Raw genomic sequence first — 24,519 nt, forward strand, 5'->3', positions numbered from 1 at the left:
GGCGGACGTGGTCAGGCCGCGGCCTGTGCTGCCTCCGCCTCGTGGTCTGTCAGGGGCTGGAACCGGCGGAGCCGGAGACTGTTGGTGACCACGAACACGGAGGAGAACGCCATCGCAGCGCCGGCCAGCATCGGGTTGAGCAGTCCGGCGGCGGCCAGGGGCAGCGCGGCGACGTTGTAGGCGAACGCCCAGAACAGGTTGCCCTTGATGGTGGCCAGCGTGCGCCGGGAGAGCCGGATCGCGTCGGCGGTCACGCGGAGGTCGCCCCGGACCAAGGTGAGGTCGCTGGCCTCGATCGCGACGTCGGTGCCGGTGCCCATCGAGAGGCCGAGGTCGGCCTGGGCCAGGGCCGCCGCGTCGTTGACGCCGTCGCCGACCATCGCCACGACCCGGCCCTGGGACTGCAGGCGCTTGACGACGTCGACCTTGTCCGAGGGGAGCACGTTCGCGATGACCGTGTCGTCCGTCGCGTCGATACCCACCTCGCGGGCCACCGTCCGTGCCGTGGCCTCGTTGTCGCCGGTCAGCAGCACGGGCGTCAGACCGAGCTTGCGGAGCTGGGCGATGGCCTCGGCTGAGGTCGGCTTGATCGCGTCCGCGACGACGAGCACGCCGCGAGCCTGGCCGTCCCAGCCGACTGCGATCGCGGTGGCTCCGTCTGCCTGGGCTGCGGCGAAGGCACGGTCCAGCTCCACGGGCAGCTTCTGCGACCACTCTTCGAGCAGCCGCGGCCGGCCGACCAGGACGGCGTGGCTGCGGTCGCCGTCGACGACCACGCCCTGCACCCCCAGGCCCTCGACGTTCGCGAAGTCCTCGACCTTGGGAAGGCGGCCGCTCCTGTCCCGGGCGGCGACGGCCACGGCCTTGGCGATGGGGTGCTCCGAGGCGTCCTCGAGGGCTCCCGCGAGCCGGAGCACCTCGTCACGGTCCTCGCCGTCGGCGGCGACCACGTCGAGCAACGTCATCTGTCCGGTGGTCACGGTGCCGGTCTTGTCGAGCACGATGGTGTCGATCCTGCGGGTCGACTCCAGCACCTCCGGACCCTTGATCAGGATACCGAGCTGTGCGCCGCGGCCCGTCCCGACCATCAGTGCGGTGGGAGTGGCGAGGCCGAGGGCGCAGGGGCAGGCGATGATGAGCACGGCGACCGCCGCGGTGAAGGCGGCGGCCAGCCCGCCGCCGGTTCCGACCCAGAAGCCGAGGGTGGCCGCGGCCAGCACGATGACGATCGGGACGAAGATGCCAGACACCCGGTCGGCGAGGCGTTGTACCTCGGCCTTGCCGTTCTGGGCGTCCTCGACCAGCCGCGCCATCTGCGCCAGCTGCGTGTCGGAACCGATCCGGGTGGCCCGGACCACCAGCCGACCGCCGGCGTTGACGGTGGCGCCGACGACGGCGTCGCCGGGGCCGACCTCGACCGGCACCGACTCGCCGGTCAGCATCGAGGCGTCGACTGCCGAGCTGCCTTCCTCGACCACGCCGTCCGTGGCGATCTTCTCGCCGGGTCGGACCACGAAGCGCATGCCCACGGCGAGCTGCTCGGTCGGGATGCGCTCCTCGGTCTCGCCGTGGGGGCCGTCACGGAGGATGGCCACGTCCTTGGCGCCCAGCTCGAGCAGCGCACGGAGAGCTGCCCCGGCGCGGCGCTTGGAGCGGGCCTCGAAGTAGCGGCCGGCCAGGATGAAGGTGGTCACGCCCGCCGCGGCCTCGAGGTAGATGTTCGCCGAACCGTCGGTGCGGGCCACGGTCAGCTCGAACGCGTGCGTCATGCCCGGCGTACCGGCCGTGCCCCAGAAGAGGGCGTAGAGCGACCAGCCCAGCGCGGCCAGGGTGCCGAGGGAGACCAGCGTGTCCATCGTCGACGTGCCGTGCCGGAGGTTGACCCAGGCCGCCCGGTGGAAGGGCCAGGCGCCCCAGACGACGACCGGCGCAGCGAGCGTGAGGCTGAGCCACTGCCAGTTCGTGAACTGCCAGGCCGGCACCATCGCCAGGGCGATCACCGGAACGGTGAGGAGCGCGGAGACGATCAGGCGCTGCCGAAGCGAGCGGGTCGGGTCGTCGGCCTCCTCGTCGCCCGCGTCGGTCTCCGGCTTCGCGGGGCGGGGGAGGGCAGCGCCGTACCCTGCCTCCTCCACCGTCCGGACCAGGTCCGCCGGGTCCAGACCCTCGGGGAAGGCGACCCTGGCCTTCTCGGTGGCGTAGTTGACGGTGGCGGTCACGCCGTCCATCTTGTTCAGCTTGCGCTCGATGCGATTGGCGCACGAGGCGCAGGTCATGCCACTGATCTCGAGCTCGACCTGGGCGGTCGAGGCCGGCAAGCCGGGCGAACCCGTGAGCGAGCTCATCTGCTACTCCTTGGTCTTTAGATCAGTGTGCGTCGTCGTCGGCGTGTTCGCCATCGGACTCGTCATCGGGGGAGGTTGCGGTGTCGGCGGATCCGGTCACCGTGAACGCGGCGGTCCGCACCACGCCCTCGTGCTTGAAGTCGAGGAAGAGGTGGTAGCGGTCCGGGCTCGGGACGTTCGCGAAGAAGACCACGTCCGGTCCGGGCTCGGTCTCCCCGTCCCCGGGCGTCCCCTCCGGGTGCACGTGCAGGTAGGCGAGGTCGCCGGCCCGGAGCGCGACCAGGTGCCCGTAGGCGCCCAGGTACGGTTCGAGGTCGGTGACCGGCTCGCCGTCGCGCGTCACGTTCAACGTGAGCTTCGCTTCTGCACCGGCGGTGAGGTCGCCCTCGAGGGTGACGGTGTAGTCGTCGACCGTGGCGGTCGTGGAGTCGGCGGTGGGAGGCTCAGCCGGCTGGAGCTTGCCGGGCACGAAGAGGTCGTTGCCCAAGGTGAGTGCCTCGGCCCCGGTGGCTTTGAAGTCGGCGAAGAGGCGCCATGCCCCCGGGGTGAGGTCTAGCTCCGTCGTCCAGGTGCCGTCCGAGGCCATCTCCGGGTGGACGTGCTGGAATCCCGAGAAGTCGCGGCGTACGGCGATCAGGTGGAGGTCCTCCTCGTGCTCGACGTCGTACTCGGTGACCGGGTTGCCGTCGGGGTCCTCGATCGTGAAGGACACCGGCACCGCGGTGCCGGGCGTGACCGTTGTCTGGTCCAGCCGGAACGAGTAGCCGTCCTGCGACACCAGCAGGCCCTTCGGAATGCTGGCGGCACCGGACTCGGACATGTCCATGCCCTCCATGCCCTCCATCTCGTCCATGCCCTCCATCCCGCCGTGGTCGGCAGTGGGGGAGTCGACAGGGCCAACTGCGCGTCCGATCCCGACTGCGCCGCCGAAGACTGCGGCCAGGGCGACGAGGAAGCCGATGAGCTTCACGCTGACGCTCATGCGAGCTGGTATCCCGCGTCCTCGACCGCGGCCTTGACCGCGGCGTCGTCAACCGGCTCAGCGCTGGTGACCGTGAGGCTTCCGGTCTCGAGGACGACGTCGACGTTCTCGACTCCCGGGATCTCCTGGACTTCCTCGGTGACGGAGGCGACGCAGTGACCGCAGGTCATGCCGGTCACGGTGTAGGTCTGGGTGGTGCTCATGGCGCGATTTCCTCTCGGTGTCAGGAACGGACGAGGCGGGCGATGGCGGCGGAGGCCTCGGCAAGCTTCTGCTCGGCCTCTGGGCCGCCGGCTGCGGCGGCCCCGACCACGCAGTGGTGCAGGTGGTCGTCGAGGAGGCCCAGGGCTACGGACTCCAGTGCCGAGGTCATGGCGGAGACCTGGGTCAGGATGTCGATGCAGTACTTGTCCTCGTCGACCATCCGCTGCAGACCGCGGGCCTGGCCCTCGATCCGCCGGAGGCGGCGCAGGAAGTCGTCCTTGCGGGCGTCGTATCCAGGGTGGTCAGTCATGTCGGCCATCGCAGTCTTCCTTCGCACGGGCTGGTGCTGTCAAGCAATGGATACAATACCCCCCTAGTGTATCCGGGGTCAAGGGCAGGTGGTGGCGAATCCGGCGTCGCTCATACTGGTACGGGGTACAGTTCGGGTGCCTGCAACTGCCGGGATGGGCACAGCCGAGATGAGCTGCAAGACGAGATGAGCTGGACATGACCGAGACGCCGCACCACCACGGTTACCTCAACCGCAAGGACGACTACCTCCGCCGCCTGCGCCGGATCGAGGGTCAGGCCCGCGGCCTCCAGCGCATGGTCGAGGAGGACAAGTACTGCATCGACATCTTGACCCAGATCTCGGCCATCACGAAGGCGCTCCAGTCCGTGGGCCTCGGGCTCCTGGAGGAGCATCTGAGCCATTGCGTCGTCGATGCGGCCGCCGCGGGGGGCCAGGATGCCGACGTCAAGCTGAAGGAAGCCACCGACGCGATTGCGCGCCTGGTCCGTTCCTGATCGGAGCTCGCCGGCTGCGTGTCAGCGCGAGCGGAGCTCGGCCCGGACGGTGATGCCGCCGACGCTGCGACTGGCCTCCACCGCCCACCGGCGGGCGACACAGCCGCACGTGGCGGCCACGGCGTGGCGGAGGATCCGGGTCGTCAGCGTCGTCACGCTCGCGCTCGTCATGCAACGCCTTCGTCGTCTGACTCGGCTTCGGAGGTCCCGCAGACGGGGGGCCGGTCCTGACTGGTGAAGCCCTGTCGGACGTGGCTGGAGTCGCAGAACGGCTGGTTCCCCGAATGTCCGCACCGGCACAGCAAGACGATCCGCTGACCCTCGAGGTCGTACTCCTCGCCGTTCGGGTCCAGGAGCCGGAACGTGCCCTTCAGCTGGAGGGGGCCGTTGCGCACCGCCTTGATGGTCGTGGGGCGCTGGGCGAGGGCGGGGATGGCGTCGGTCATCGCAGTGTCCTCCATGGGGGACGGTGGGTGGCTCGGTTCGCAGTACCATACCCTGGGAGGGTAAAAAGTCAACCGGTGCGAACAGTTGACAAGATACGCTAGGGGGGTAACCTATCGAGTCATTGGAGCCGCACCAGCGGCCAGACCCGAGGGAGATACCGCAATGAGCACGAGTACTGCCAGCTACACGGTCGTCGGCATGACCTGCAACGGCTGCGTCAACAAGGTCACCAATGCGGTCATGGAGGTCGCGGGTGTAGAAGACGTCGACGTCGACGTGTCCACCGGCGCCCTGGACGTCACCGGCGAGGTCAATGACGCGGCCATCCGCAGCGCGGTGGAGCAGGTGGGGTACAAGATCGCCGACTGAGTGCCCCGCACACCGTGGGCGCCGCTCTGCCCAGGTGAGCCCGCGGAGTGGCTCGACGGTGGGGGCGAACGCTGAGGTGCTGGACCGTACGCGTCCCGAGCCTCCGGCGCGCCTATGGTTTCTCGCGTGCGAGTGCTTCTGGTAGAGGATGACGAGTCGATCGCCACGTCGTTGCGACGCGGGCTGGCCAGGTACGGGTACGAGGTCGACTGGGTGGCCACCGCAGCGGAGGCGCTGCAGGCGGCGCCGAGCGATCTCGTGCTGCTGGATCTCGGGCTGCCGGACGGCGACGGCCTCGACGTCTGCCGGGTCCTGCGGTCGCGCAGCGACGTGCCGATCATCGTCGTGAGCGCGCGCAGTGACGAGGCGGACCGCGTCGTCGGGCTGGAGCTGGGGGCCGACGACTACGTGTCCAAGCCGTTCGGCGTGCGCGAGGTGATCGCCCGGATCAGGGCCGTCATGCGTCGCGTGCACCCGGAGGGGAGCGCGTCGGACGAGGGCCGGTACGGCCGGGTCACCATCGACCGGAGGGCAGGGCGGGTGTTCCTCGACGGAGTCGAGGTGCAGCTCGCGCGCAAGGAGTACGAGCTGCTGTCCTTCCTGGCCGAGGAGCCCGGCGCCTTGATCACCCGGGAACACATCATGGAGGCGGTCTGGGACACGAACTGGTTCGGCCCCACGAAGACCCTCGACGTCCACGTCTCGGCGCTGCGCCGGAAGCTCGCCGGCGCCCTGACCTTCGAGACGGTGCGGGGCGTCGGCTTCCGACTCCTCGTCGAACCGGCTGCTGCCACCCCATGATCCGGAGGCTGACGGTCGCCTACGTGGTGCTGGTCGCCTGCGCGCTCCTGGCCTTCAAGGTGCCGGTCTCGGTCCCCGTCAGTGGGCACGTGCGGGACGACACCGAGGCGGCCGTCCAACGCGACGCGACGGCGATGGCCCTGTTGCTTGCGAACGGGGACCAGGCCTCCCGCGACTCCCTGGCCGCGACGATCCGGGCCTACGAGCGCGACACACCTGGCAGTGTGGAGGTGCTCCCCTCGTGGCAAGGCGGGACCCGGGCCGACTGGAACGACACCGCCCTGCTCGTGACCGTGCCCGCCTCCGCCTACGGCGCCGTGCGGATCAGCTATCCGATCGGCGAGATCGACGAGGAAGTGTGGGAGATCTGGGCGGTCCGGGCACTGCTCGCAGTCGGGATCCTCGCGGTCGCGGCCGTGCTCGGTGCCGTCGCGGTGCGTCGGCTGACCCGGCCGCTGCGCGAGCTGCACGCGATGGCCGGCAGGCTCGGCGACGGTGACCTGACGGCCCGAGCGCCCGTGACCGGTCCGCCCGAGATCCAGACGCTGGCCCGGACGTTGAACGCCGGCGCCGAGCGCGTCGAGAGCCTGATCGCCGCGCAGCAGGTGTTCGTCGCGGACGCCTCCCACCAGCTCCGCACGCCGCTGACGGCGCTCCGCCTCTCGCTCGACAACATCGCCGACGGTGTCGACGACGTGGCCGTCCGAGAGGACGTCGAGCAGGCGGCGAGCGAGGTGGTCCGGATGAGCCGCCTGGTCAACGGCCTGCTCGTGCTCGCCCGAGCAGACGCCACGGCCGGTGGGACGGAGCCGGTCTGCCTGCCCGAGGTGATCGAGCAGCGCCTCGCCGTCTGGCGCCCGGAGGCGGCGGAGCAGGGCATCCGGTTCGCGCTGACGGCGGCGTACGACGGCGTGCCCATGGTCGTCGCGGGCCCGGGGCACCTGGAACAGGTGCTGGACAACGTCCTCTCCAACGCGCTCGCCGTGTCGTCGGACCGGGCGACGATCGGGATCGCCATCCAGGCATCTCCAGACGCAATCGTGCTCGAGGTCCACGACGAGGGTCCCGGGATGTCGGCCGACGAGAAGGCGCGGGCCTTCGACCGGTTCTGGCGCGGACGCGGGCTCACCGGCCGGTCCGGCTCCGGCCTCGGGCTGGCCATCGTCAAGCAGCTGGTCACCGACGACGGTGGGAGCGTCGTGCTGGACGACGCCCCCACCGGCGGTCTGTGCGTGAGGATCAGCTGGCAACCGGCAGCAGCGAGGAGTGGTGGTTGATGATCCACCACTGGCCGTCCCGCTTCTCGTAGACGAACGTGTAGCGCGCGTCCACGGAGTCCGTCGTCCCGTCGGCGTTGTGGAAGGTGAAGCGGTAGAGCCCGGTGTCGATGGCCGAATGGGCGTCGAGCACCTTCACGACCGAGCGGATCTCCTCACCGCTCGGGTGGCGCGCGAGGAAGTGCTCGAAGTAGTCGACGATTCCCTCGCGCGTGGTCCGGATCTGCGGCGACAGCGTGGGAAGCAGCACGGCGTCCGGTGCGTAGAGGTCCGCCACCTTCTCCGCGTCCCCGGTCTCCACCGCGGCGTTCCAGCGGTCGAAGAGTGCGGTGATCTCGGCGTTGCTCGGTGTGCCGGCGATTCTCGTCGCGACGGGCTGGCGTGCGGAGTCGCCGTGCGTGGCCGTCGCAGCTGTGCTCACCGCGGCCGGCACGGCCAAGGCAACGGCCGACAGTGCGGCACCTGCCGCGATGATCGACAGCTTCTTCATGGTGTCTCCCTTGCTCTGATGGATCAGGAGGCACCACTGTCGCGAAGGACAGGCAAGCGGACGGTCAGCGCTGGTCAAGGCGACGGCAAGGGCATCGACAAGTTTGGTCCTGGCCAGGCTCGCCCTCAGTGAGGCTGGTCAGTTCGCGCGCTCACGGGAGTCGAGGTCGCCGGTGTCGGTCGTCCAGGTGACGTGCACACCGTCGGGCTCGGGGCGGGAGCTGGTCACCGTGCCGCCGTGGTCGCGAATCCTGTCGACCAGGGAGCCGAGGCGGTCGGCCGGGACGACGGTGGAGTGCCAGGTCATGCTGTGCCGCCGATCAGCTGGACGAGGTGTCCGGTCATCACCTTGCCGCGGAGCGGGTGGTCGCGGCGGGTGCGGGTGACGGTGAACCAGCCGTCCCAGTACGCCGAGTCGGGTCCGCGTCGAGTGCCGTACTCGAGGCGGACGTAGCCGACCTCGCGGTCGGCGTCGAGCACGCAGGCGCCGTCGCTCAGCGCGGAGCCGAAGGCGTCGCGCAGGTACTTCTCGTTCTGGGGTAGCACGGTCGACATGGCACGCCTCCTCAGCTCTCGGCGAGAAGCTGGTCGGCCGCGGCCCCCAGCAACGCCGCAACGGTGCGGGCTTCGAGGACGGTGGCGGGGGTGGGGGAGCAGCACGGCGTGGCAGCGGCGTCGTCGGCCGCCTCGTCCTTCTCGCGGCGGGCCAGCTCGACGAGGATCGAGCGCACCTTGCTGGCCGTGTTCGTGCCGGAAGAATCGATGTTCATGACTGCCTCGCTTCCTGGGTGAGCGTGTCCGGCGCTACATCCAGAAAACGCCCGGTGAGCTCCGGTCGCGACCGCAGGAGTACTGATTTGGATACGTAGACGCGGCGTACCGACACGTCCCATTCGCACGCCGTTGCCGCTGCTCGGGCCCGGTGGTGCTTGTTCAGCCCGGTCAGCTCCTCAGCTGACGGCCTTCCTGACCAGCGCGGTCAGCTGCTTCTCCACGGCCGGGTTCATGGCGGTGATGCCGAAGACGGTCGGCCAGAGATCGCCGTCGTCGAGGTTCGCCTCCTCGTTGAAGCCGACCTCGCTGTAGCGCATCTTGAACTTGGAGGCGTTCTTGAAGAAGACCACCACCTTGCCGTCGCGGGCATAGGCCGGCATGCCGTACCAGGTCCTGGGAGCGAGGTCGGGAGCGAGCTCCGCGATGATCCGGTGCAGCCCCTTCGCGACCGCCCGCTCGCGCTCGGGCATGGCTGCGATCTTGTCGAGGCAGTCCTGCGCGTCGGCAGCAGCCTTCTTGGCGCCGGAGCCGCGGCGGGCGGTCGACTTGAGCTCGGCCGCCCGCTCCTTCATCGCCGCGCGCTCGTCCTCGGTGAATCCGTCGTACGACGCTTGCCTGGCCATCGGACGCTCCTTCTGTCGTTCGGGTGTGGTCCCGATCGTAGGGAGCGCCTGAGGCGCGAGGCTTCTTCGATCCTGACCGATCTAGCCCTCGCCGAGCTCGCGCTCGAGGACGGCGATGATCTCCGGCCGCAGCCGGTCCGCAGGGATGACGGCGTCGACGGATCCGACCTGGACAGCGCGGTGGATGTCGTGGACGCCGTCGAACTCGCCGGCGACCTCGCCGAGCTTCTCGGCCCGCACGGACGCCCGCAGCTGCGCGAGCTCCACCACCAGGCGGCCGCGCTCGGTGTCCGTGGCCTCGGCCACGGCCTCCTCCAGCTCCCGCACCCGGGGATCGCTCGCGGTGCGCTTGTCCACCTCGCCGGCGAAGACCACCGCGGCCGCCGGGGCGCCGCCGATCACCGAGGCGAACGAGCCGTCGAGGGCGAGCACGGTCATCCGCGGGTTGAGCGCCTTGGAGAACACCACGAACGCTCCGCCGTGGTAGCGCGAGATCACGCAGAACACGATGGGGCCGTCGAAGTTGACGATCGCGCGGCCGATCTCTGCGCCGTACTCCAGCTGCAGGTTGCGCATCGAGTCGGGCGAGCCGTCGAAGCCGGACAAGTTGGCGAGGATGACCAGCGGCCGGTTGCCGCTCGCGGCGTTGATCGCCCGGGCCGTCTTCTTCGACGACCGCGGGAAGAGCGTGCCGCCCGTGTAGACGTCGGGCCCGTCGGTGGGCGGGAAGCCGCGACGGGGGACCGGCTTGGACTCGATGCCGATGAGGCAGACCGGGTAGCCACCGAGGTGCGCGTCGAAGACGACGGACGTATCGGCGTCGGCCATGCCCGCCCAGCGCTCGAGCGTGGCGTGGTCCTGGTCGGCGACGGCCCGCATCACGGTCCGGATGTCGAAGGCCTTCTTGCGGTCCGGGTTGCTGGCCGTGGAGAAGATCTCGCCGACGGTGCTGAAGTCGCTGCCCGGGTCCTCGTGCGGGGCGGTCGTGACGTCTCGGTCGCTGGGGTCGGAAGTGGCGGTACGACGCGGGCCGGCCTCGCCGGGCACGACGTACGTGTGCTCGTAGTGGGCCATCAGCACGTCGAAGGCACCGGCGAGGTCCGGCGCCCAGTACTGGGCCTGGCCGTTCGGGCCCATGACGCGGTCGTAGCCGCCGATCCCGAAGTTGTCCTCGGCCGACACCCCGCCGGAGAAGTCGAGCGACTGCTTGCCGGTGAGCACCATCGCGCTGTCCGGTGTCATCACCAGGATGCCCTTGGTGTGCATCAGCATGGTGGCCTCGGCGTTCCAGTAGGGCTGGGCGCCGACGTTGATGCCCGCGACCACGACGTTGATCTCGCCGCCCGACTGGGTGAACTCGACGATGCGGCGCAGGGCGGCGGCAACCCAGTCCATGTTCTCCGTGCCGGAGTCCATGGAGATGCGGGCACCCGCCGACAGCGCGAACCACTCGACCGGGACGCCCATCCGCTCGGCGAGGTCGAGGGCCGCGATGATGCGCGTGCACTCGGGCTCCGACACGGCACCGAGGGCCTTGGTCGGGTCGCCGCAGAGCACCACGCGCGTGACGCCCTCGGGGTGGAGGGCCGTCGGCGTGGTGACGACCGCGACGAGGATGCCTGCCTTGTTGAGGCCCCGGGGACGGTCGACCGGCACCAGCGTGCCGGTGTCGTCCAGGTCGTGCTCGACCAGGGTGCCGCGCGGCCCGGTCAGCATCGCTGCGAGCTCGTAGGGGTAGACCAGCCCGCGCCGACGCGCTCGCTGCACCTTGCTGCCGTAGTCATCGAGCGGCTTGAGCGGCTCGGTGGGCGGCTCCTCGATGGTGGAGACCACTCCCGCGCCCGGCGCCGCCGAGAACCGGATGGAGATCGGGACCGGCGTGCCGTCAGGCCCGGCGACCCGGCCCTGGGCGGACACCTCGGCGATGCCGGCGCCGTCGGTCAGCGGCGTGATCTTCTTCTGCAGACTGGTGAGCTGGTCGAGGTCGGCCTCGACGACCGGCCAGACCTGCACCCAGACGTGGTTCATGTCGAGCTTGGCGCCGTCCGCACCGCGTGCGGTGCGCGCTCGGCGTACGGCCTCGAGACAGTTCTCCACCGCACGCTCGGCGTGCGGGAGGCCGATGACCTGGCCTGCGTCGTCGCGGACGACGGCGAGCTGGCGGACCTGCGCGAGGGCGACCAGGCGGCGGTCGGCCGGGTTGTCCCGGGCAACGCAGTCGTAGAGGAGCACGTCGTCGGGCGCCTCGATGCGCGTGACGTGGAAGTCGCGCAGCCGCCAGAGGTTGAGCCGGCGGCCGACCATCGGGTGGACTCCGCGCACGAGATCGTCCTCGACCACACCGCCGGCCCCGTCCGGGCGGAAGGTGAAGTAGTCGACCGGCTGGCCGCTGCCGCGGCAGACCGCGACGGTCACCCGGCGGGCGAGTCCTGCGAACGGAAGGTCGCCCAGCACCTGCGACAGCCCCTCGCGAGCGTCGGTGAGGGCCGCGGGTGCGTCCGGCCAGTGGAGGTAGAGGTCGACGACCGTCTCGTCGCCGGTGGGCCGGGCGGCGACCTCGGTGGTCACGCCAGTGACGAGGCCGGACGCGGCGTCGGAGAGCTCGGCCACGGTGCCGATCGTCGAGACCAGCCGGGTGGGCCGCTCGTCGAGCACGTATTCGGCGTGCACGAACGGGCGGCCGTCGTGGCGGGAAACTGCCAGCTCGTGGAGGTCGAACTCGCGGTAGTGGCGCTTGACCAGGACCTCGAGCATCGGCTCGTCGCCGCCGATGCCCTGCTCCAGCCGCTCGGCGAGGAACTGCACGATCTGCTCGGGGATCGCGGCGAGTGCGTCGAGGCGCTCGGCACGATCCGGCGCGGCGGGATCCGCGGCGAGGGCGGCCAGCTCGTCGCGCACTCCGGCCAGCACGCTGGCGCGCTCGGCGTCCACCAGCGGCTGGTCGAACCAGCGGAACCGGACGCTGCGGGCGAGGTCTCCGATCACGGGGAACCTCAGCTGGGTCGCACGCTTCAGACGCTCGAGCAGGTCGCGCACCTGCGTGGCGCGGTCCTCGGACGGCGGGGGCTCGTCGATCCAGCGCTGCAGCAGCGCCGTCACGACCTCGGCGTCGGCAGCCGGTCGCTGCTGGGTCAGGAAGATCCGGAACACCGCCTCCTCGAGGGCGGGCGTGCGCTCCAGGTCGGTGACGCCGTAGTGGCTGAGGACCCGCTCGAGGCGGCCGTGGAACTCGTCCGGGAGGCCACCGCGCTCCACGTCCAGGCTGCGCAGGTAGGTGTGGAAGTGCTCGCGGGCGCTGTGGACGCGCAGCTCGGTGCGGAGCTCGTCCTCCGCCGGCCGGTTGCGGCTGAGCTCGGCGAGGTCGGTGAACAGGTCGAGGAGCTCGACCTCGTCCTCGATCACGTCGACGCCGGCAGACCGCAGCTCCTCACGCGCGGTGAGATAGCCCTGGAGTGCCGCCTTGCGGTCGGCGGGGGTCACGTCGTAGCCGCGCAGCAGAGCCGCCAGGTCGGCGCGGAAGCGGGCGGCGTCACCCCGGGGCGTGCGGGCCTCGTCGCCCAGGGGAAGGGCCAGCGCCGGGCCGTCGGCCTCGGGGGCTGCCGTGCCGGCGGTCTCGTCGGCAACCGGCTCCAGCTTGACCAGCGGAGCGCCGGTCTCGACCTGGCTGCCAGTGCTGACGGGGAGCTCGCGCACCCGCGCCGCGAACGGCGCCCGGATCACCGTCTCCATCTTCATGCTCTCGAGCACCAGCACCGGGGCCCCGGCCTCGACGACGTCACCGACGGCGACGGGCGTGGCCACAACGAGCGCGGGCGCGGGGGAGCGGAGCACGCCGCCCTCGTCGCGTGTGATCCGGTGCGTGACACCGTCCACCTCGACGAGGTGCGTGGCCCCGTGCACGGCGGACACGATCCGGTGACGGCGACCGCCCACGACCAGCTGGGCGTGGAGGTGGTCGAGGCGCTCGAAGGCGACGTCCGCCGAGGCGGACTGGCTGGCGCTGGCGACCGTGACGCGGTAGAGGCCGGGCGCGGCCTGCAGGGCCGAGACCCGGTACGTCGAGCCGCGGAGCTTGACGCCGACCGGGTCACCGACCTTGTGCTGCGCCTGGGGGCGGCCGCCGTGCGCGGCCTCGAAGAACCGGTCCTTCTCGACCTGCAGCTGCTCGTCGTACGCCTCGATCGCGGTGACGAGCAGGGCGATCTCGAAGCTCGCGTGGGACACCAGGCGCCCCTCGCCGCGGGCCCGGTCGATCCACGCGGTGTCGGCCCACGCGGGCTCACCGGAGACGACCTCGGGCTGGTCGAGCAGGTCGAGCACGAAGCTCTTGTTGGTGGTGCCGCCCTCGATGACCACCGTGGTCTCCGACATCGCCCGCCGCAGGCGGGCGAGCGCCTCGTCGCGGTCGCGGCCGTAGGCGATGATCTTGGCGATCATCGAGTCGAAGTCAGCGGGAATCGTGTCCCCTTCGCCGAGGCCGGTGTCCACCCGGATCCCGGGTCCACTGGGCAGCTCGAGGAGCTGGACCCGCCCGGGAGAGGGAGCGAAGTCGCGGTCGGGATCCTCGGCGTTGAGTCGCACCTCGATGGCGTGGCCGCGCTCGATCGGGCGGCCGCCCTCGAGCGCCCGGCCCGCGGCGACGCGGATCTGTGCCTTGACGAGGTCGACGTCGGTGGTCACCTCGGTGATCGGGTGCTCGACCTGGAGCCGGGTGTTGACCTCGAGGAAGGCGAACGTCTTCTCCTCCGGCTGGTAGAGGAACTCGACGGTGCCGGCGCCCTCGTAGCCGACCGCGAGGGCGAGCCGCTCGGCGGACGCCTTGAGGGACTCGTTCTGCTCCGGGGTCAGCAGCGGTGACGCCGACTCCTCGATGATCTTCTGGTTGCGCCGCTGGACGGAGCAGTCGCGGACGCCGATCGCCCAGGCGGTGCCGTGCCCGTCGGCGATCACCTGCACCTCGACGTGCCGTGCTCCCTCCACGACCCGCTCGAGGAACACGACGCCGCTGCCGAAGGCGCGCTCGGCCTCGTCTCGCGTGCGCTGGTAGGCGTCCTCCAGCTCGGCCGCCGAGGTGACCTTGCGGATGCCTCGGCCGCCGCCACCGGCGGTGGCCTTGAGCATGAGGGGATAGCCGATCGACTCCGCGGCGGCGAGGGCGTCCTCCAGCGTCTCCACGGGACCACCGCTCCAGGCCGCGACCGGCACGCCGACCTCCTCGGCCAGCAGCTTGGACCCGATCTTGTCGCCGAGGCGACGCATCGCGGCCGCGCTCGGGCCGATGAAGGTCACCGCGAGGCGGTCGCACAGGTCCACGAACGCCGGGTCCTCGGCGACGAAGCCCCAGCCGACCCACACGGCGTCGGCGCGGGTCTCGACGAGCGCGCGCTCGAGCACGGCCAGGTCGAGGTAGGGCCGGGCCGCGGCCGGCCCCAGCGCGTAGGACTCGTCCGCCTCGCGCACGAACATGGCCTGCCGCTCCGCGTCCGTGTACAGCGCGATGGTGACGAGGTCCTCGCCTGAGGACTTCAGGTCCCGGGCGGTGTGGATCAGCCGCATGGCTGCCTCGCCTCGATTGACGACTGCGATGCGTGAGAACAAGTCCGAGTCTCCTGTCAGCAGCGGGGTCGCTACGTCCAGTCAGGAGATTGTCACGGGTAGAGGGTTACGGGCTAGTCACCAAGCCGCGGCCTAGGCTGAGGCGCATGGAGCAGGTGGTCTCCTTCGCCCCCGGACGAGCGGCGGGAGTCGACGTGTGGGCCCGGGCGGCGCTCGAGCGGCTGGGTGCGCTGCCGTCGGTACGGCGGGTCGGAGTGGCTCTGGTCGAGGGAGGCGGCCGCCGGCTGTTCTTCACCGCGAGTGACCGCGACAACGCCGAGCGCGTGGACTGGTGCCAGATCGACGCCTACCTGGACGTCCCGCTCAACACCGCGGTGCGCACGAGCGACCTGGTGGCCGGTGACCTGACCGAGCTGGCGGTCTCCTATCCCGAGTTCATCTCCCGCCAGACCGGGGCGACGCCGAGCCTGGCCGCGGTCCCGCTGCGCGCCGCCGGGCAGGTGCTCGGTGGGGTCGTGCTGTTCTATGTGCGGCCCCAGCCCTTCGACGCCGCCCAGCGCCGGGAGCTCGAGGAGCTGGGAGCGGATCTCGGGGCCCGCCTGCGGGCCGCCCAGCGCGCGAGCAGGCTGCCGAGCCGCTCGCTCGAGGAGGAGCCGGTGCCCCCCGGGGCAAGAGTGGCGACCCATCCCGTGGCGCCCGACCCGCAGGAGGTCTCGCGGGCCCGCTCGTTCCTGCGCGGTCAGCTGACGGCCTGGGAAGTCGACGACGACACGCTCGACACCGCGGTCCTGTGCCTGAGCGAGCTGGTGACCAACGCGATCGTGCACACCGCCGGCGGGTGCGAGGTGCGGGCCGTGCTCGACGAGGAAGTGCTGACCGTCACGGTCCGGGACGGAGGCGCCGACCGCGTCGACCCGGATGCCGAGGCTGAGCCACTGGCGGCGCACGGTCGCGGCCTGGCGCTCGTGGCGGCGCTGTCGAGGAGGTGGGGCTCGGAGCTCGATGCCGCAGGGACGACCGCGTGGTTCGTCCTGGAGCCCGGCTTGCGCAGATGCTCTCCGTGACGCGCACGCCGTGCGCCGGCGTCGGTCAACGGGGATGGACCGCGCGCAGGTCTCCGCGGACCACTCTGCCCGTTGCGATCAGCCGTAGCAGCGACGCGGTGGTGATCGCCTGAGCGGCCAGCAGGCCGATCAGCACCAGCACCTGCGCGGCGCCGGCCTCGACTGCGGAGCCGCCACCGAGCAGCACGCCGACGAACGCACCCGGGAGGGTCACCAGTCCCACCGTGCGGGTCTGGTCGAGTCCCGGCGTGAGTGCCTCGCGCGCGCTCGGCTGGATCACGAGGTGGGCGGCGTACGTCGAGGGAAGGCCCAGTGCCAGTGCCCCTTCGTACGCACCCTGGTGTGCCGACAGCTCGTCGAAAGCCCGGCGCCCCGTCAACGTGCTGGCGGTCATCGCACCGCCGATCAGGATTCCGGAGATCGGGATCACGCCGGCGCCGTTCAGTGGGATCACCCCTGAGCCGAGGCACAGGGCGATGACCGGCGCGGCCCCCGCAGCGATGGCAAGGGCCACCCACACGGACTGGCGGGGTTGGGCGCCGATCCGCCGGTGCGACGTCGCAGTGGCGACGGCGAACATGAGCAGGACGAAGGCCAGAGACCACCACAGCGACTGCATGACCGCCGCGATGACGACGCTCACCACCGCCAGCTGGAGGACCGCGCGCACTGCTGCGGTGACGTGATCCCGCTCCACCTCCAGGCCCGCCACTCGCGAGGTGAATGCGGCCGCGACGACCAGCACCAGGAGGACGACCGCGAGCCTCCAGTCCGTGTCGGGTGCGCTCGTCAACGCAGGCTGACCTCGCGCGAGAGGCGCACCGCCACGGCGAGCATGATCACGACGAGCGGCATGGAGGTCTCTGCTGCACCGCGCCAGGTCGGGTGGTCGATGAGGTCGTGCGTGGTCATCTGGTCGTCCTCCTCGGATCGATGCCCTGGTGGAGCATCGTGGTGGATGCCGATCCCGGCGTCCAACGCCCGCGCGGTGCGCCCCGTGGTCGGTGGCAGGATGAGCCGTCGACGGTCCCCGACCCGATGAGGAGCCGCAGCGCATGGGCGCACACCATCCGAGGCACGCCGCGCCGGAGACCCGGAGCATGCGCCGCCTCGCTCTGGCCGTGATCGTCCCGATCGCGGTGGTGACGCTGGCACTGATGGTCTGGCTGTGGCCGTCGAGTGGAACGGTCGCCACCGAGCAGCCGGCCGGCGTGTCGGAGCTGAAGGGTGAGATCACCGCCATCCAGCGGGAGGACTGCCCCCGGGGCGTCGACGAGGACGTCAACGGGTGCGGCACGGCGCAGGTGCGGGTCACCTCGGGCGCCGAGGCGGGCGAGCAGCTCGAGACCCTCCTGCCGAGCGGCCCCGGCGCGCCGGAGGTCGCCGAGGGGGACGCGGTGGTGCTGATCGAGACCAGCACGCCCGACGGCGCCGCCTACTCGATCATCGACCACCAGCGAGCCACCGAGCTGTGGGTGCTCGCCGTGGCGTTCGTCCTCGCCCTGATCGCGTTCGGGCGCTGGCGAGGGATCACGGCCCTGGCCGGGCTCGCCTTGACCTTCGCGCTCCTGCTGCTGTTCGTGGTGCCGGCGATCCTCGCCGGCGAGCCGCCGCTGCTGGTCTCGATCGTGGGCTCCTCCGCGATCGTGCTGACGGTGCTCTACCTCACGCACGGCTTCGCCCTCTCGACGACGGTCGCGGTGCTCGGCACCCTGGCCAGCCTCACCCTCACCGGCCTGCTGTCCGCTGCCTCGGTCGCCGCGCTCCACCTCACCGGCGTCACCGACGACATCTCGACGTCCGTCGTCAGCACCCACAGCGTCAACATGGAGGGCCTGCTCCTCGCCGGCATCGTGATCGGCTCGCTCGGTGTGCTCGACGACGTGACCGTCACCCAGGCCGCCACGGTCACGGAGCTCGCGCGCGCCAACCCGTCGTATCGATTCGGGCAGCTCTACCGGGCCGGCAGTCGCGTGGGCCGCTCCCACATCGCCTCGGTGATCAACACGATCGTCCTCGCGTACGCCGGGTCGTCGCTGCCGCTGCTGATCCTGATCGTCGCCGACGGCGCGTCGTTCGGCGGGGTCGTGACGGACCAGATCATCGCCCAGGAGATCGTGCGCAGCGCCGTCGCGACGCTGGGCCTGATCGCAGCGGTCCCGGTGACCACGGCGCTCGCCGCACTCGCGTCCGGGAAGGCCACCTGAGCAGCAGAATCATCCTCGGGATGGATGCGCGTGCACCGCTCGGACCGAGAGCCTCGGACGGTGCCCGGAGCGGGCGCACCGACTACAGGGGAGACACCTGCGAATGATCACCACCTCCATCCTCCGCCGCGCCTGGGCTGCCATCGCCGGTGCGAGCGCTGTGGCGCTGCTGGCCGCCGGGCCGGCCTCTGCCCACCACTGCCTGGTCAACTTCAACGAGGCCGCCCAGGCGCAGGTCGCCGAGGGCACCGCCTGGATGCCCCTGGGCGACTTCATCGAGTTCGCCGTCGTCAACTTCGGTGGCGCGTCGCCCGCGTGTGCCGCGCACGCCGACGAGTGGGCGGCCGAGATCATGGAGATCGAAGGCCTCGAGTCCGAGCCGAACGTGCACATGAAGGCGACCGTCGGCGGCGGGGCTGCCCACAGGGCCGGCCGTGAACCGGTGCCGTTCAACTACATGGACGTCGAGGGCGACCTGTTCCCGCTGATCGCGGCGGAGCCCGACTGCGCCTGACACCCGGCATCAAGAGGGGCGCGGCCGCTCGGGCCGCGCCCCTCCAGCTCTATCGTGAGGGCGTGCCGGTCCGACTGCGTGCCACCGGGTGCCTCGCCGCCGCCAGCCTCGCGCTGACCTCCTGCACCGCCTCCGACTCCTCGACCGACTCCGACCAGCCGGTCGAGGTGGCCTGGGAGGAGGTGCAGCTGCCCGCCCATCCCGGCGCCCCGGGCCGTGTGGTGGGCCGCAGCGTCGTGCACTGCGCCGACCAGGGCACGACGAGGTGGTACGTCGTGGGAGCGGTGTTCCTCGCCCGTCCGACCGAGGATCAGGACACCCGGCCGGCAGCCTGGATCTCGATCGACGGCACCACCTGGGCGCCGGTGCCGATCGACGCGTCGACGTTCTGGGGGCAGCGCGCGATCCTCAACTCCGCCGCCTGCTCCGAGGGCCGGCTCGCGGCCGTGGGCGCCCGGTCGGGCGGTGGTCACGGCAATCCCCGGGTCACGACCTTCGACCTTCGCGCAGACGGGGTCCTCGTCGACGTCCAGGCGCCGTTCAACCTCTACGGTGGCGTCCATGCCAGCAACGTCGGCCCCATCAGCGGCGGACCGCAGGGCTGGCTGATCGCCGGCAACCGGGTCAGTGGGCCGGCCGTCTGGGTCACCGACGACCCGAGCGGGTTCACCCTGCTCGAGGGCGTGCCCGGCCTCGCGGACGACGACCGGACCCGCGCGCTGGCCCAGGCCGGCACCTGGTCCGAAGCCGAGGGCTGGGTCGTCGTGGGTGGCGGCACCTCGACCGAGTCGGGCCGGGCAGTCGACTACGAGCCCTTCGCCTGGGTGTCGCGGGACGGCACCACGTGGACCCGGGAGCGCCTGCCGGGCACGCAAGGATACGACGACGCGGTGCGCGTGGTGCCGCTCGGGGACGGGCTGGTCGCCGTCGGCATCAGCGGCGACGGCTTCGCGGCCTGGAAGCGGGAGGACGGCGACTGGGCCGAGCCGGTGGCGTTCGGGTCATGGGCGGCGGACGCCTCGGCCGCGCCGTACGTCGCCTCGCTGGTCACGTCGGCCGACGGACTGCTGGCCACGGTGAGCGACGGCTCGGCCTACCAGCTCTGGCGGTCGGTCGACGGGACGACCTGGCGGCAGGTCGAGGTGCCGGTGCAGCCCCGCACCGCCGCCGACCACGCGCTGGCGGTGGCCGCGTCCCCTGACGAGCCGGATGCCTTGCTCGTGACCGACGACGGTGCCGGGCTCCGGATGTGGCGGGCGACCCGGGGGACCGGAGTGACGGCTACACCGTGCGGGCGGTGAGCAGCAGGTACTCCCAGTCCATCACGCCGCCGCCCTGGTCGTATCGCTCGCCGAGCTCGGCCAGGTCCCGGTCGAGGGCCGCCTGCCGCTCCGGCTCGGCGGCCAGGAAGTTGTAGACCGCGATCGTCGGCCCGTAGACCGCCTTGAAGAAGTCGCGGAACTCCTCGCCCGAGCCGAACCGGTCGACGGTGAGCGCGCGGCGTTCGGTCCTCACGTCGGTCACCCGGTGGCCGAGCAGCTCCTGCACGTGCTCCTCGTCGCCCCACAGGGGCGGCGGCTGCGCGCCCGGCGGCGGCGGGGGAGCGTAGGGCTTCATGGTGGCGAACATCTGCCCGATGAAGCCCTCGGGCGTCCAGCTGAGCAACCCGAGGGTGGCGCCCGGCTTCGCGACGCGGACGAGCTCGTCGGCAGCCTGATGGTGGTGTGGCGCGAACATCACGCCGATGCAGGACATCACGACGTCGAACTCGGCGTCGCCGAAGGGCAGCGCCTCGGCGTCGGCCTGCTGCCACTCCAGCGTCGCCCCCTGCGCCTCGGCGGCGGCACGGCCGGCGTCGAAGAGCTCGGGGGTGAGGTCGCTCGCGACCACGCGCGCGCCCTGGAGAGCGGCCGCGATGGCGGCGTTGCCGGTGCCTGCTCCGACGTCGAGGACCCGCTGGCCGCTGGTGATCCCGCACGCCTCGGCCAGGACCGGACCGAGCGGCGCGACCACCTCGGTCGCGATGGCGGGGTAGTCGCCGGACGCCCACATCGCCCGGTGCTTCGCCTTGAGGGCCTGGTCTGCGGAGACGTCTGTGGGTGCGGTGTCGGTCATGGGTGCTCTCCTCGAGGTGGCGACTGGTCTGGTCAGCATGGGGAGAGACCCTGTGATCCCACCTGTGACGGCTCCCGTCGTGCCACAATCCGGGCGTGGCGGATCTCCGCATCCAGCTGCTCGGGCCGCACCCCCTGGTCTCCCGCGATGGTGGCACCAAGCCGCCACCACGCGGGCGCAAGGCATGGGCCCTCCTCGCCTACCTCACGCTGACCAGGGCCGCACCCACGCGACAGTGGCTCGCCGAGCTGCTCTTCTCGGACGCGGCCGACCCGCTCAACGCGCTGAGCTGGAACCTGTCCCAGCTGCGCAGCCTGCTGGGCCCCGACGCCACCCTCGGCGGAGACCCCGTGGTGCTGACCCTCGCGCCCGGGTCCTTCGTCGACGCCCAGGCGCTGACCGCGAGCAGCTGGCGCCACGCCATGGACCTGCCTGGCCTCGGCTGCGACCTGCTGCAGGACATGCCGCTGGGAGCCTGCCCCGGATTCGAGGCGTGGCTGCTCGCCGAGCGCCGCCGGCTCGCCGCCGCCGCCGAGGACGTCCTGCGCGAGGCGGCGCGTGCCCGGCTCGCGGCCGGGGACGGCGTACGCACCGTCGACCTTGCCGGCCGGCTGGTCGCGGCCAATCCCCTCGACGAGGACGCCCAGGAGCTGCTCATCCGGGGCTACCTGGCCGCCGGCGACCGGCTCGCGGCCGAGCAGCAGCGCGATGCCTGCGTCGCACTGTTCCGCCGCGAGCTGGGTGCCGTGCCGGGCATCGCCGTGCTCCATGCGGCTGACGGCCCGGCCGTGCAGCGGCGGGCGCTGTCCGACCGGGCTCCGTCGCGCGCGTCCACCGTGGCCCGCCTCGAGGCGGGTGTGAGCAGCGCCCAGGCCGGTGCGTCCGACACGGCCATCCGGCTGCTGCGGCAGGCGGTGGACGAGGCGGAGAGCGTGGGTGATCCGGCGTTGCGGATCCGGGCCCGGGCAGCCCTCGGCTCCGCCCTCGTCCACGCGGTGCGGGGCCGTGACGGGGAGGGCGCCCAGGTGCTGCTCGAAGCCATCGCCCTGGCCGATCTCACCGGGACGCCCGGGGCGGCCGCCCAGGCGAGACGGGACCTCGGTTACGTCGAGCTGCTGCGCGGCCGCTACGACCGGGCCCGGCGCTGGCTGGACGACGCCAGGGAGCTGTCCGGAGGGGACGGGGTCGAGAGGGCCTGGACGTGCGCGCTGACGGGGGTGGTCGACACGGACCTGGGGCGTCACGAGCGCGCGTTGGCCGGTTTTGCGGAAGCCCTGGAGCTCGCGCGGGCCCATCGGGACGCGCAGGTCGAGGTGTGGGCACTCACCTTCGCCGGCCGGGTGCGCCTCCTCCGCCGCGACCTCGCCGGCGCTCGCGCCTCCCTCACCGCTGCCATCGACTCCGCCCGGTCGGTGGGCTGGACGGCCTTCGTGCCCCTGCCGGAGTCGCTGCTCGCCGAGGTCGACCTGCTCGAGGGAGACCTCCACGCCGCCTCGGGGGCGTTCGAGCACGCTCACGCCATGGCCGTGCAGCTCGACGACCCGTGCTGGGAGGGCATGGCCGGCCGGGGGCTCGGGCTCGTGGCGGCCGCCCGGGGCGACATCTCCGAGGGGATGGACCGGCTCGCCGACGCGCGCACCCGGTGTGTGCGCGTGCCCGATGCCTACCTCTGGATCGAGGGCTACTGCCTCGATGCGCTCTGCGGCCTGGCGGTCGCGCACGACCCGCGGCAGGCCTCCCAGCACATCGACGACCTCGAGGCGCTCGCCGCGCGCACCGGCATGCGGGAGCTGGTGGCCCGGGCATACGCACATCGTGGACGGCTGGGCGACCAAGCCGCCGCGGAGGCCGCTCAGGTGCTGGCAGCGGAGGTGGACAACCCCGCGCTCACGCTCCCTCGAAGCCGTTGAGCAGCAGGAAGAACACCGCCACCCCGACCAGGCCCATCCCGACGCCGATCAGCGCCCCGACGAGCCGCTTCGGCCACAGCAGGGCGCCGAGCGCGGCCATCACGAGCAGCTGGACCGGCAGGATCCAGTTCTCGGTGCGCTCGCCGTCGAGGAAGTACGCCGTCACGGGCAGGCTGAAGATGCCCGCGACGGCCAGCACGGCCAGTCGGATCACCATCCTGCGAGGGTAGCGCTCAGCGCGGCCGCCAGCGCTTCCACAGGGCGGTGCCCTCCGCGCGCACCTTGCCGTCGTACTCCAGGCGGACCTCGGCCTCGATGGCGTCCTCCGAACCGGACAACACGCCCGCCACCAGGGAGACCTCGTCGCGCAGCGGCGCCGGACGGCGGTAGTGCACGTCGATGCCTGCGGTGACGTAGGGGAGCAGGGCGTCACCCAGCGGTGTCCACCCGCGCTCGTACGCCGTGTGCGTCACCGCGGCCGCGCTGTGGCAGTCGAGCAGTGTGGCGATGATGCCGCCGTTGAGGAAGCCCACGCCGTTGTCGTGCTCGGGCCACGGCATGAACGTCGCGACGACGGTGCCGTTGGGCCCCAGGTAGGACTTCAGCCGAAGCCCCTTCTCGTTGGCGGGGCCACACCCGAAGCAGGGCAGGTCGGGGAAGTAGCGGTCCTGGAGTGCGTCCACGTGCCCAGCGTGGCAGAGCGGGCCTCGCGCCGCCGACTACGACGTGGGCGCCGCCGGCTGACCGCTCGTGGTGAGGAGGGGCGGGATCCGCCGGAGGGAGGCCGCCAGGAGGCAGGCGACGACGAGCAGGCCGCCGGCCAGCAGGGACACGCCGGTCCAGCCGCTGCGGGCCCAGGCTGCGCTGCCGAGGTTCCCGAAGACCGAGGAGCCCACGTAGTAGGCGAACAGGTAGAGCGCCGCGGCCTGGCCTGTGCTCGTGCCGGCCGCGTGGGCGCGTGCGACGACCCACCCGCTGGCCAGCCCATGGGCGATGAAGAACCCGATCGCGAGCACGGCGACACCGAGCACGATCACCGGGAGGGAGGGGGTCAGGGAGAGCCCGACGCCGGCGAGCGCGATCACGCATCCGGCAGGCATGATCGCGCGGCGCCCGATCCTGTCGGCGAGGCGCCCCGAGAGCGTGGAGGACGCCGTGCCGAGGGGATAGACGAGGTAGACGAGGCTCAGGGCGCCCGCGCTCAAGCCGAACGGCGCCGACATCAACCGGAAGCCGAGCGCGTTGAACACGGCGACCAGGGCCCCCACGGCGCAGGCGCCGAGTGCGTAGAGGGCCAGCAGGGCCCGATCGGTGCCCGCGGCGCGTGCCATCGCGAACAGGTGGCCGAGGTCCATCGGCCTCGCGACGAAGTGGCGCGACGCAGGGAGCAGCAGCCAGACGACCACCGCACAAGCGAGGGCGAACGCGGCCGCAGCCGCCATCGCCCACCGCCACCCGAGCACGTCGGCGACGGGGGCGGTCACGAGGCGGCCGGCCATGCCGCCCAGTGCCGTGCCACCGATGTAGAGGCCCGCCGCGCGCGCGTGGGCCGACCGGTGGAGCTCCTCGCGCAGGTAGGCGGTCGCGACCGCAGGGAGGCCGGCCAACGCCACGCCCTCGAGCAGACGCAGCGCCAGGAGCGCCTCCCAGGTCGGAGCCGCCGCACACGCGACGGCCACCAGGACCGAGGACCCCAGGGAGAGGTGGATGAGCCGGGTCCGTCCCACCCGTTCCGACAGCGGGCCGGCGACAAGGAGCGCACCTGCGAGGCCCGCTGTCGTCAGGGACATGGTCAGGGTGCTCTGGGCGGGGGTCACGGCGAAGGCCTCGCCGAGCAGGGGGAGGAGCGCCTGGGTGTCGTAGAGCAGCACGAAGGTCGCCATGCCGGCGACGAAGACCGCCGCGAGGACGCGGCGGTATCCCGGCGTGCCAGGCAGGTGTCCCGTCTCGGCAGCCGCGGGAGAGGGCGCGTGGGTGGTGCTCACCAGAGCAGCGTGAACCCGAGAGGGGTCATGCGTCCAATGCTCAAGAAGTC

Annotated in this window: 27 protein-coding genes; 9 read left to right on the forward strand and 18 right to left on the reverse strand. The window is 71.8% G+C overall.

The features are described from left to right. Positions 1-11: 11 nt before the first annotated feature. From DDE18_RS08010 to DDE18_RS08025, 4 genes are read right to left on the reverse strand one after another with little or no spacing between them, the layout of a single operon-like run. A complete protein-coding gene (locus DDE18_RS08010) occupies positions 12-2,345 on the reverse strand; it encodes a heavy metal translocating P-type ATPase (protein ID WP_116571713.1) in 2,334 nt (777 codons plus the stop codon). A 22-nt stretch (positions 2,346-2,367) separates the two neighbouring features. Continuing rightward, entirely contained in the window at positions 2,368-3,327 is a 960-nt protein-coding gene (locus DDE18_RS08015; protein WP_116571714.1) for a hypothetical protein, read from the reverse strand. Beyond that, positions 3,324-3,530 carry a heavy-metal-associated domain-containing protein gene (locus tag DDE18_RS08020; protein ID WP_116571715.1) on the reverse strand — a complete coding sequence of 69 codons (207 nt, stop codon included), beginning with the start codon at positions 3,528-3,530 and terminating at the stop codon, positions 3,324-3,326. Before DDE18_RS08020 ends, DDE18_RS08015 begins: the two co-directional genes overlap by 4 nt. A 20-nt stretch (positions 3,531-3,550) precedes the next feature. Next, entirely contained in the window at positions 3,551-3,841 is a 291-nt protein-coding gene (locus DDE18_RS08025) for a metal-sensitive transcriptional regulator (protein ID WP_245916512.1), read from the reverse strand. A gap of 197 nt (positions 3,842-4,038) precedes the next feature. Between DDE18_RS08025 and DDE18_RS08030 the strand changes: the two genes are divergently transcribed. Further along, on the forward strand, positions 4,039-4,338 hold the full coding sequence (locus DDE18_RS08030) for a metal-sensitive transcriptional regulator (protein WP_116571717.1): 300 nt from the start codon (positions 4,039-4,041) through the stop codon (positions 4,336-4,338). A 21-nt stretch (positions 4,339-4,359) separates the two neighbouring features. Here the strand turns inward: DDE18_RS08030 and DDE18_RS22905 are convergent, their stop codons facing one another. After that, on the reverse strand, positions 4,360-4,509 hold the full coding sequence (locus DDE18_RS22905) for a hypothetical protein (RefSeq protein WP_165821084.1): 150 nt from the start codon (positions 4,507-4,509) through the stop codon (positions 4,360-4,362). Further along, a complete protein-coding gene (locus DDE18_RS08035; RefSeq protein ID WP_116571718.1) occupies positions 4,506-4,784 on the reverse strand; it encodes a CDGSH iron-sulfur domain-containing protein in 279 nt (92 codons plus the stop codon). The genes DDE18_RS22905 and DDE18_RS08035 overlap by 4 nt, the downstream gene beginning before the upstream one ends. A gap of 163 nt (positions 4,785-4,947) precedes the next feature. Here DDE18_RS08035 and DDE18_RS08040 point away from each other — a divergent pair, with 163 nt between their 5' ends. The 3 genes from DDE18_RS08040 (at position 4,948) to DDE18_RS08050 (ending at position 7,232) form a co-directional block, all read left to right on the forward strand. Then, entirely contained in the window at positions 4,948-5,154 is a 207-nt protein-coding gene (locus DDE18_RS08040; RefSeq protein WP_116571719.1) for a heavy-metal-associated domain-containing protein, read from the forward strand. A 126-nt stretch (positions 5,155-5,280) separates the two neighbouring features. Further along, positions 5,281-5,955, forward strand: coding sequence for a response regulator transcription factor (locus tag DDE18_RS08045; protein WP_170313273.1), 675 nt, complete (start codon positions 5,281-5,283; stop codon positions 5,953-5,955). Continuing rightward, on the forward strand, positions 5,952-7,232 hold the full coding sequence (locus DDE18_RS08050; protein ID WP_116571721.1) for a sensor histidine kinase: 1,281 nt from the start codon (positions 5,952-5,954) through the stop codon (positions 7,230-7,232). Before DDE18_RS08045 ends, DDE18_RS08050 begins: the two co-directional genes overlap by 4 nt. Here DDE18_RS08050 and DDE18_RS08055 read toward each other — a convergent pair. The 6 genes from DDE18_RS08055 to DDE18_RS08075 form a co-directional block, all read right to left on the reverse strand. Beyond that, positions 7,195-7,722, reverse strand: coding sequence for an SgcJ/EcaC family oxidoreductase (locus tag DDE18_RS08055; RefSeq protein ID WP_116571722.1), 528 nt, complete (start codon positions 7,720-7,722; stop codon positions 7,195-7,197). The genes DDE18_RS08050 and DDE18_RS08055 overlap by 38 nt on opposite strands. A 138-nt stretch (positions 7,723-7,860) precedes the next feature. After that, positions 7,861-8,028, reverse strand: a complete 168-nt coding sequence (locus DDE18_RS22910; RefSeq protein WP_165821085.1) for a hypothetical protein — start codon at positions 8,026-8,028, stop codon at positions 7,861-7,863. Beyond that, entirely contained in the window at positions 8,025-8,276 is a 252-nt protein-coding gene (locus tag DDE18_RS08060; RefSeq protein WP_116571723.1) for a hypothetical protein, read from the reverse strand. The genes DDE18_RS22910 and DDE18_RS08060 overlap by 4 nt, the downstream gene beginning before the upstream one ends. 11 nt (positions 8,277-8,287) lie before the next feature. Then, entirely contained in the window at positions 8,288-8,491 is a 204-nt protein-coding gene (locus tag DDE18_RS08065) for a hypothetical protein (RefSeq protein WP_116571724.1), read from the reverse strand. Between the two features lie 180 nt (positions 8,492-8,671). Next, positions 8,672-9,118 (reverse strand): iron chaperone, encoded by a 447-nt coding sequence (locus DDE18_RS08070; protein ID WP_116571725.1) that lies wholly within the window; start codon positions 9,116-9,118, stop codon positions 8,672-8,674. A gap of 81 nt (positions 9,119-9,199) precedes the next feature. Further along, positions 9,200-14,716, reverse strand: coding sequence for an ATP-binding protein (locus DDE18_RS08075; protein ID WP_116571726.1), 5,517 nt, complete (start codon positions 14,714-14,716; stop codon positions 9,200-9,202). Between the two features lie 104 nt (positions 14,717-14,820). On the opposite strand from DDE18_RS08075, the gene DDE18_RS08080 reads away from it, so the two are divergent. After that, positions 14,821-15,738 (forward strand): ATP-binding protein, encoded by a 918-nt coding sequence (locus DDE18_RS08080; protein ID WP_116571727.1) that lies wholly within the window; start codon positions 14,821-14,823, stop codon positions 15,736-15,738. Between the two features lie 25 nt (positions 15,739-15,763). Here the strand turns inward: DDE18_RS08080 and DDE18_RS08085 are convergent, their stop codons facing one another. Together DDE18_RS08085 and DDE18_RS23975 are read right to left on the reverse strand one after the other, a co-directional pair. After that, positions 15,764-16,531: an ABC transporter permease gene (locus DDE18_RS08085; RefSeq protein ID WP_245916514.1), complete on the reverse strand. Its 768-nt coding sequence runs from the start codon at positions 16,529-16,531 to the stop codon at positions 15,764-15,766. Beyond that, positions 16,528-16,650: a hypothetical protein gene (locus DDE18_RS23975; RefSeq protein WP_281258359.1), complete on the reverse strand. Its 123-nt coding sequence runs from the start codon at positions 16,648-16,650 to the stop codon at positions 16,528-16,530. The genes DDE18_RS08085 and DDE18_RS23975 overlap by 4 nt, the downstream gene beginning before the upstream one ends. Before the next feature lie 143 nt (positions 16,651-16,793). Between DDE18_RS23975 and DDE18_RS08090 the strand changes: the two genes are divergently transcribed. From DDE18_RS08090 to DDE18_RS08100, 3 genes are all read left to right on the forward strand, one after another. Further along, a complete protein-coding gene (locus tag DDE18_RS08090) occupies positions 16,794-17,945 on the forward strand; it encodes a YibE/F family protein (RefSeq protein WP_211754470.1) in 1,152 nt (383 codons plus the stop codon). A gap of 103 nt (positions 17,946-18,048) precedes the next feature. Then, positions 18,049-18,459: a hypothetical protein gene (locus DDE18_RS08095; protein ID WP_116571729.1), complete on the forward strand. Its 411-nt coding sequence runs from the start codon at positions 18,049-18,051 to the stop codon at positions 18,457-18,459. Between the two features lie 62 nt (positions 18,460-18,521). After that, positions 18,522-19,760 carry a hypothetical protein gene (locus tag DDE18_RS08100; protein ID WP_116571730.1) on the forward strand — a complete coding sequence of 413 codons (1,239 nt, stop codon included), beginning with the start codon at positions 18,522-18,524 and terminating at the stop codon, positions 19,758-19,760. On the opposite strand, the gene DDE18_RS08105 is transcribed toward DDE18_RS08100, so the two are convergent. Then, on the reverse strand, positions 19,741-20,574 hold the full coding sequence (locus tag DDE18_RS08105; protein ID WP_116571731.1) for a class I SAM-dependent methyltransferase: 834 nt from the start codon (positions 20,572-20,574) through the stop codon (positions 19,741-19,743). The genes DDE18_RS08100 and DDE18_RS08105 overlap by 20 nt on opposite strands. A 95-nt stretch (positions 20,575-20,669) precedes the next feature. Here DDE18_RS08105 and DDE18_RS08110 point away from each other — a divergent pair, with 95 nt between their 5' ends. Beyond that, positions 20,670-22,484 carry an AfsR/SARP family transcriptional regulator gene (locus DDE18_RS08110; protein WP_116571732.1) on the forward strand — a complete coding sequence of 605 codons (1,815 nt, stop codon included), beginning with the start codon at positions 20,670-20,672 and terminating at the stop codon, positions 22,482-22,484. Here the strand turns inward: DDE18_RS08110 and DDE18_RS22620 are convergent. The 3 genes from DDE18_RS22620 to DDE18_RS08120 are packed head-to-tail and all read right to left on the reverse strand — an operon-like array spanning position 22,462 to position 24,469. Further along, positions 22,462-22,701 carry a hypothetical protein gene (locus DDE18_RS22620; RefSeq protein ID WP_133241188.1) on the reverse strand — a complete coding sequence of 80 codons (240 nt, stop codon included), beginning with the start codon at positions 22,699-22,701 and terminating at the stop codon, positions 22,462-22,464. The two genes, DDE18_RS08110 and DDE18_RS22620, sit on opposite strands and share 23 nt — an antisense overlap. Positions 22,702-22,717: 16 nt before the next feature. Beyond that, entirely contained in the window at positions 22,718-23,167 is a 450-nt protein-coding gene (locus DDE18_RS08115; RefSeq protein ID WP_116571733.1) for a PaaI family thioesterase, read from the reverse strand. Positions 23,168-23,203: 36 nt separating this feature from the next. Beyond that, positions 23,204-24,469, reverse strand: a complete 1,266-nt coding sequence (locus DDE18_RS08120; RefSeq protein WP_245916515.1) for an MFS transporter — start codon at positions 24,467-24,469, stop codon at positions 23,204-23,206. Positions 24,470-24,519: the final 50 nt, after the last annotated feature.

It is taken from the genome of Nocardioides gansuensis (assembly GCF_003076135.1).
GTDB lineage: Bacteria > Actinomycetota > Actinomycetes > Propionibacteriales > Nocardioidaceae > Nocardioides > Nocardioides gansuensis.

Excerpts from the sequence above, each read along its gene's own strand:
- DDE18_RS22910 (WP_165821085.1), bottom strand. The coding sequence starts at position 8,028 with ATGACCTGGCACTCCACCGTCGTCCCGGCCGACCGCCTCGGCTCCCTG.
- DDE18_RS23975 (WP_281258359.1), bottom strand. The coding sequence starts at position 16,650 with ATGACCACGCACGACCTCATCGACCACCCGACCTGGCGCGGTGCAGCA.
- DDE18_RS08090 (WP_211754470.1), top strand. The coding sequence starts at position 16,794 with ATGGGCGCACACCATCCGAGGCACGCCGCGCCGGAGACCCGGAGCATG.
- DDE18_RS22620 (WP_133241188.1), bottom strand. The coding sequence starts at position 22,701 with ATGGTGATCCGACTGGCCGTGCTGGCCGTCGCGGGCATCTTCAGCCTG.
- DDE18_RS08020 (WP_116571715.1), bottom strand. The coding sequence starts at position 3,530 with ATGAGCACCACCCAGACCTACACCGTGACCGGCATGACCTGCGGTCAC.
- DDE18_RS08105 (WP_116571731.1), bottom strand. The coding sequence starts at position 20,574 with ATGACCGACACCGCACCCACAGACGTCTCCGCAGACCAGGCCCTCAAG.
- DDE18_RS08060 (WP_116571723.1), bottom strand. The coding sequence starts at position 8,276 with ATGTCGACCGTGCTACCCCAGAACGAGAAGTACCTGCGCGACGCCTTC.
- DDE18_RS08010 (WP_116571713.1), bottom strand. The coding sequence starts at position 2,345 with ATGAGCTCGCTCACGGGTTCGCCCGGCTTGCCGGCCTCGACCGCCCAG.
- DDE18_RS08070 (WP_116571725.1), bottom strand. The coding sequence starts at position 9,118 with ATGGCCAGGCAAGCGTCGTACGACGGATTCACCGAGGACGAGCGCGCG.
- DDE18_RS08025 (WP_245916512.1), bottom strand. The coding sequence starts at position 3,841 with ATGACTGACCACCCTGGATACGACGCCCGCAAGGACGACTTCCTGCGC.
- DDE18_RS08050 (WP_116571721.1), top strand. The coding sequence starts at position 5,952 with ATGATCCGGAGGCTGACGGTCGCCTACGTGGTGCTGGTCGCCTGCGCG.
- DDE18_RS08065 (WP_116571724.1), bottom strand. The coding sequence starts at position 8,491 with ATGAACATCGATTCTTCCGGCACGAACACGGCCAGCAAGGTGCGCTCG.
- DDE18_RS08015 (WP_116571714.1), bottom strand. The coding sequence starts at position 3,327 with ATGAGCGTCAGCGTGAAGCTCATCGGCTTCCTCGTCGCCCTGGCCGCA.
- DDE18_RS08095 (WP_116571729.1), top strand. The coding sequence starts at position 18,049 with ATGATCACCACCTCCATCCTCCGCCGCGCCTGGGCTGCCATCGCCGGT.
- DDE18_RS08030 (WP_116571717.1), top strand. The coding sequence starts at position 4,039 with ATGACCGAGACGCCGCACCACCACGGTTACCTCAACCGCAAGGACGAC.
- DDE18_RS08035 (WP_116571718.1), bottom strand. The coding sequence starts at position 4,784 with ATGACCGACGCCATCCCCGCCCTCGCCCAGCGCCCCACGACCATCAAG.
- DDE18_RS22905 (WP_165821084.1), bottom strand. The coding sequence starts at position 4,509 with ATGACGAGCGCGAGCGTGACGACGCTGACGACCCGGATCCTCCGCCAC.
- DDE18_RS08080 (WP_116571727.1), top strand. The coding sequence starts at position 14,821 with ATGGAGCAGGTGGTCTCCTTCGCCCCCGGACGAGCGGCGGGAGTCGAC.
- DDE18_RS08040 (WP_116571719.1), top strand. The coding sequence starts at position 4,948 with ATGAGCACGAGTACTGCCAGCTACACGGTCGTCGGCATGACCTGCAAC.
- DDE18_RS08055 (WP_116571722.1), bottom strand. The coding sequence starts at position 7,722 with ATGAAGAAGCTGTCGATCATCGCGGCAGGTGCCGCACTGTCGGCCGTT.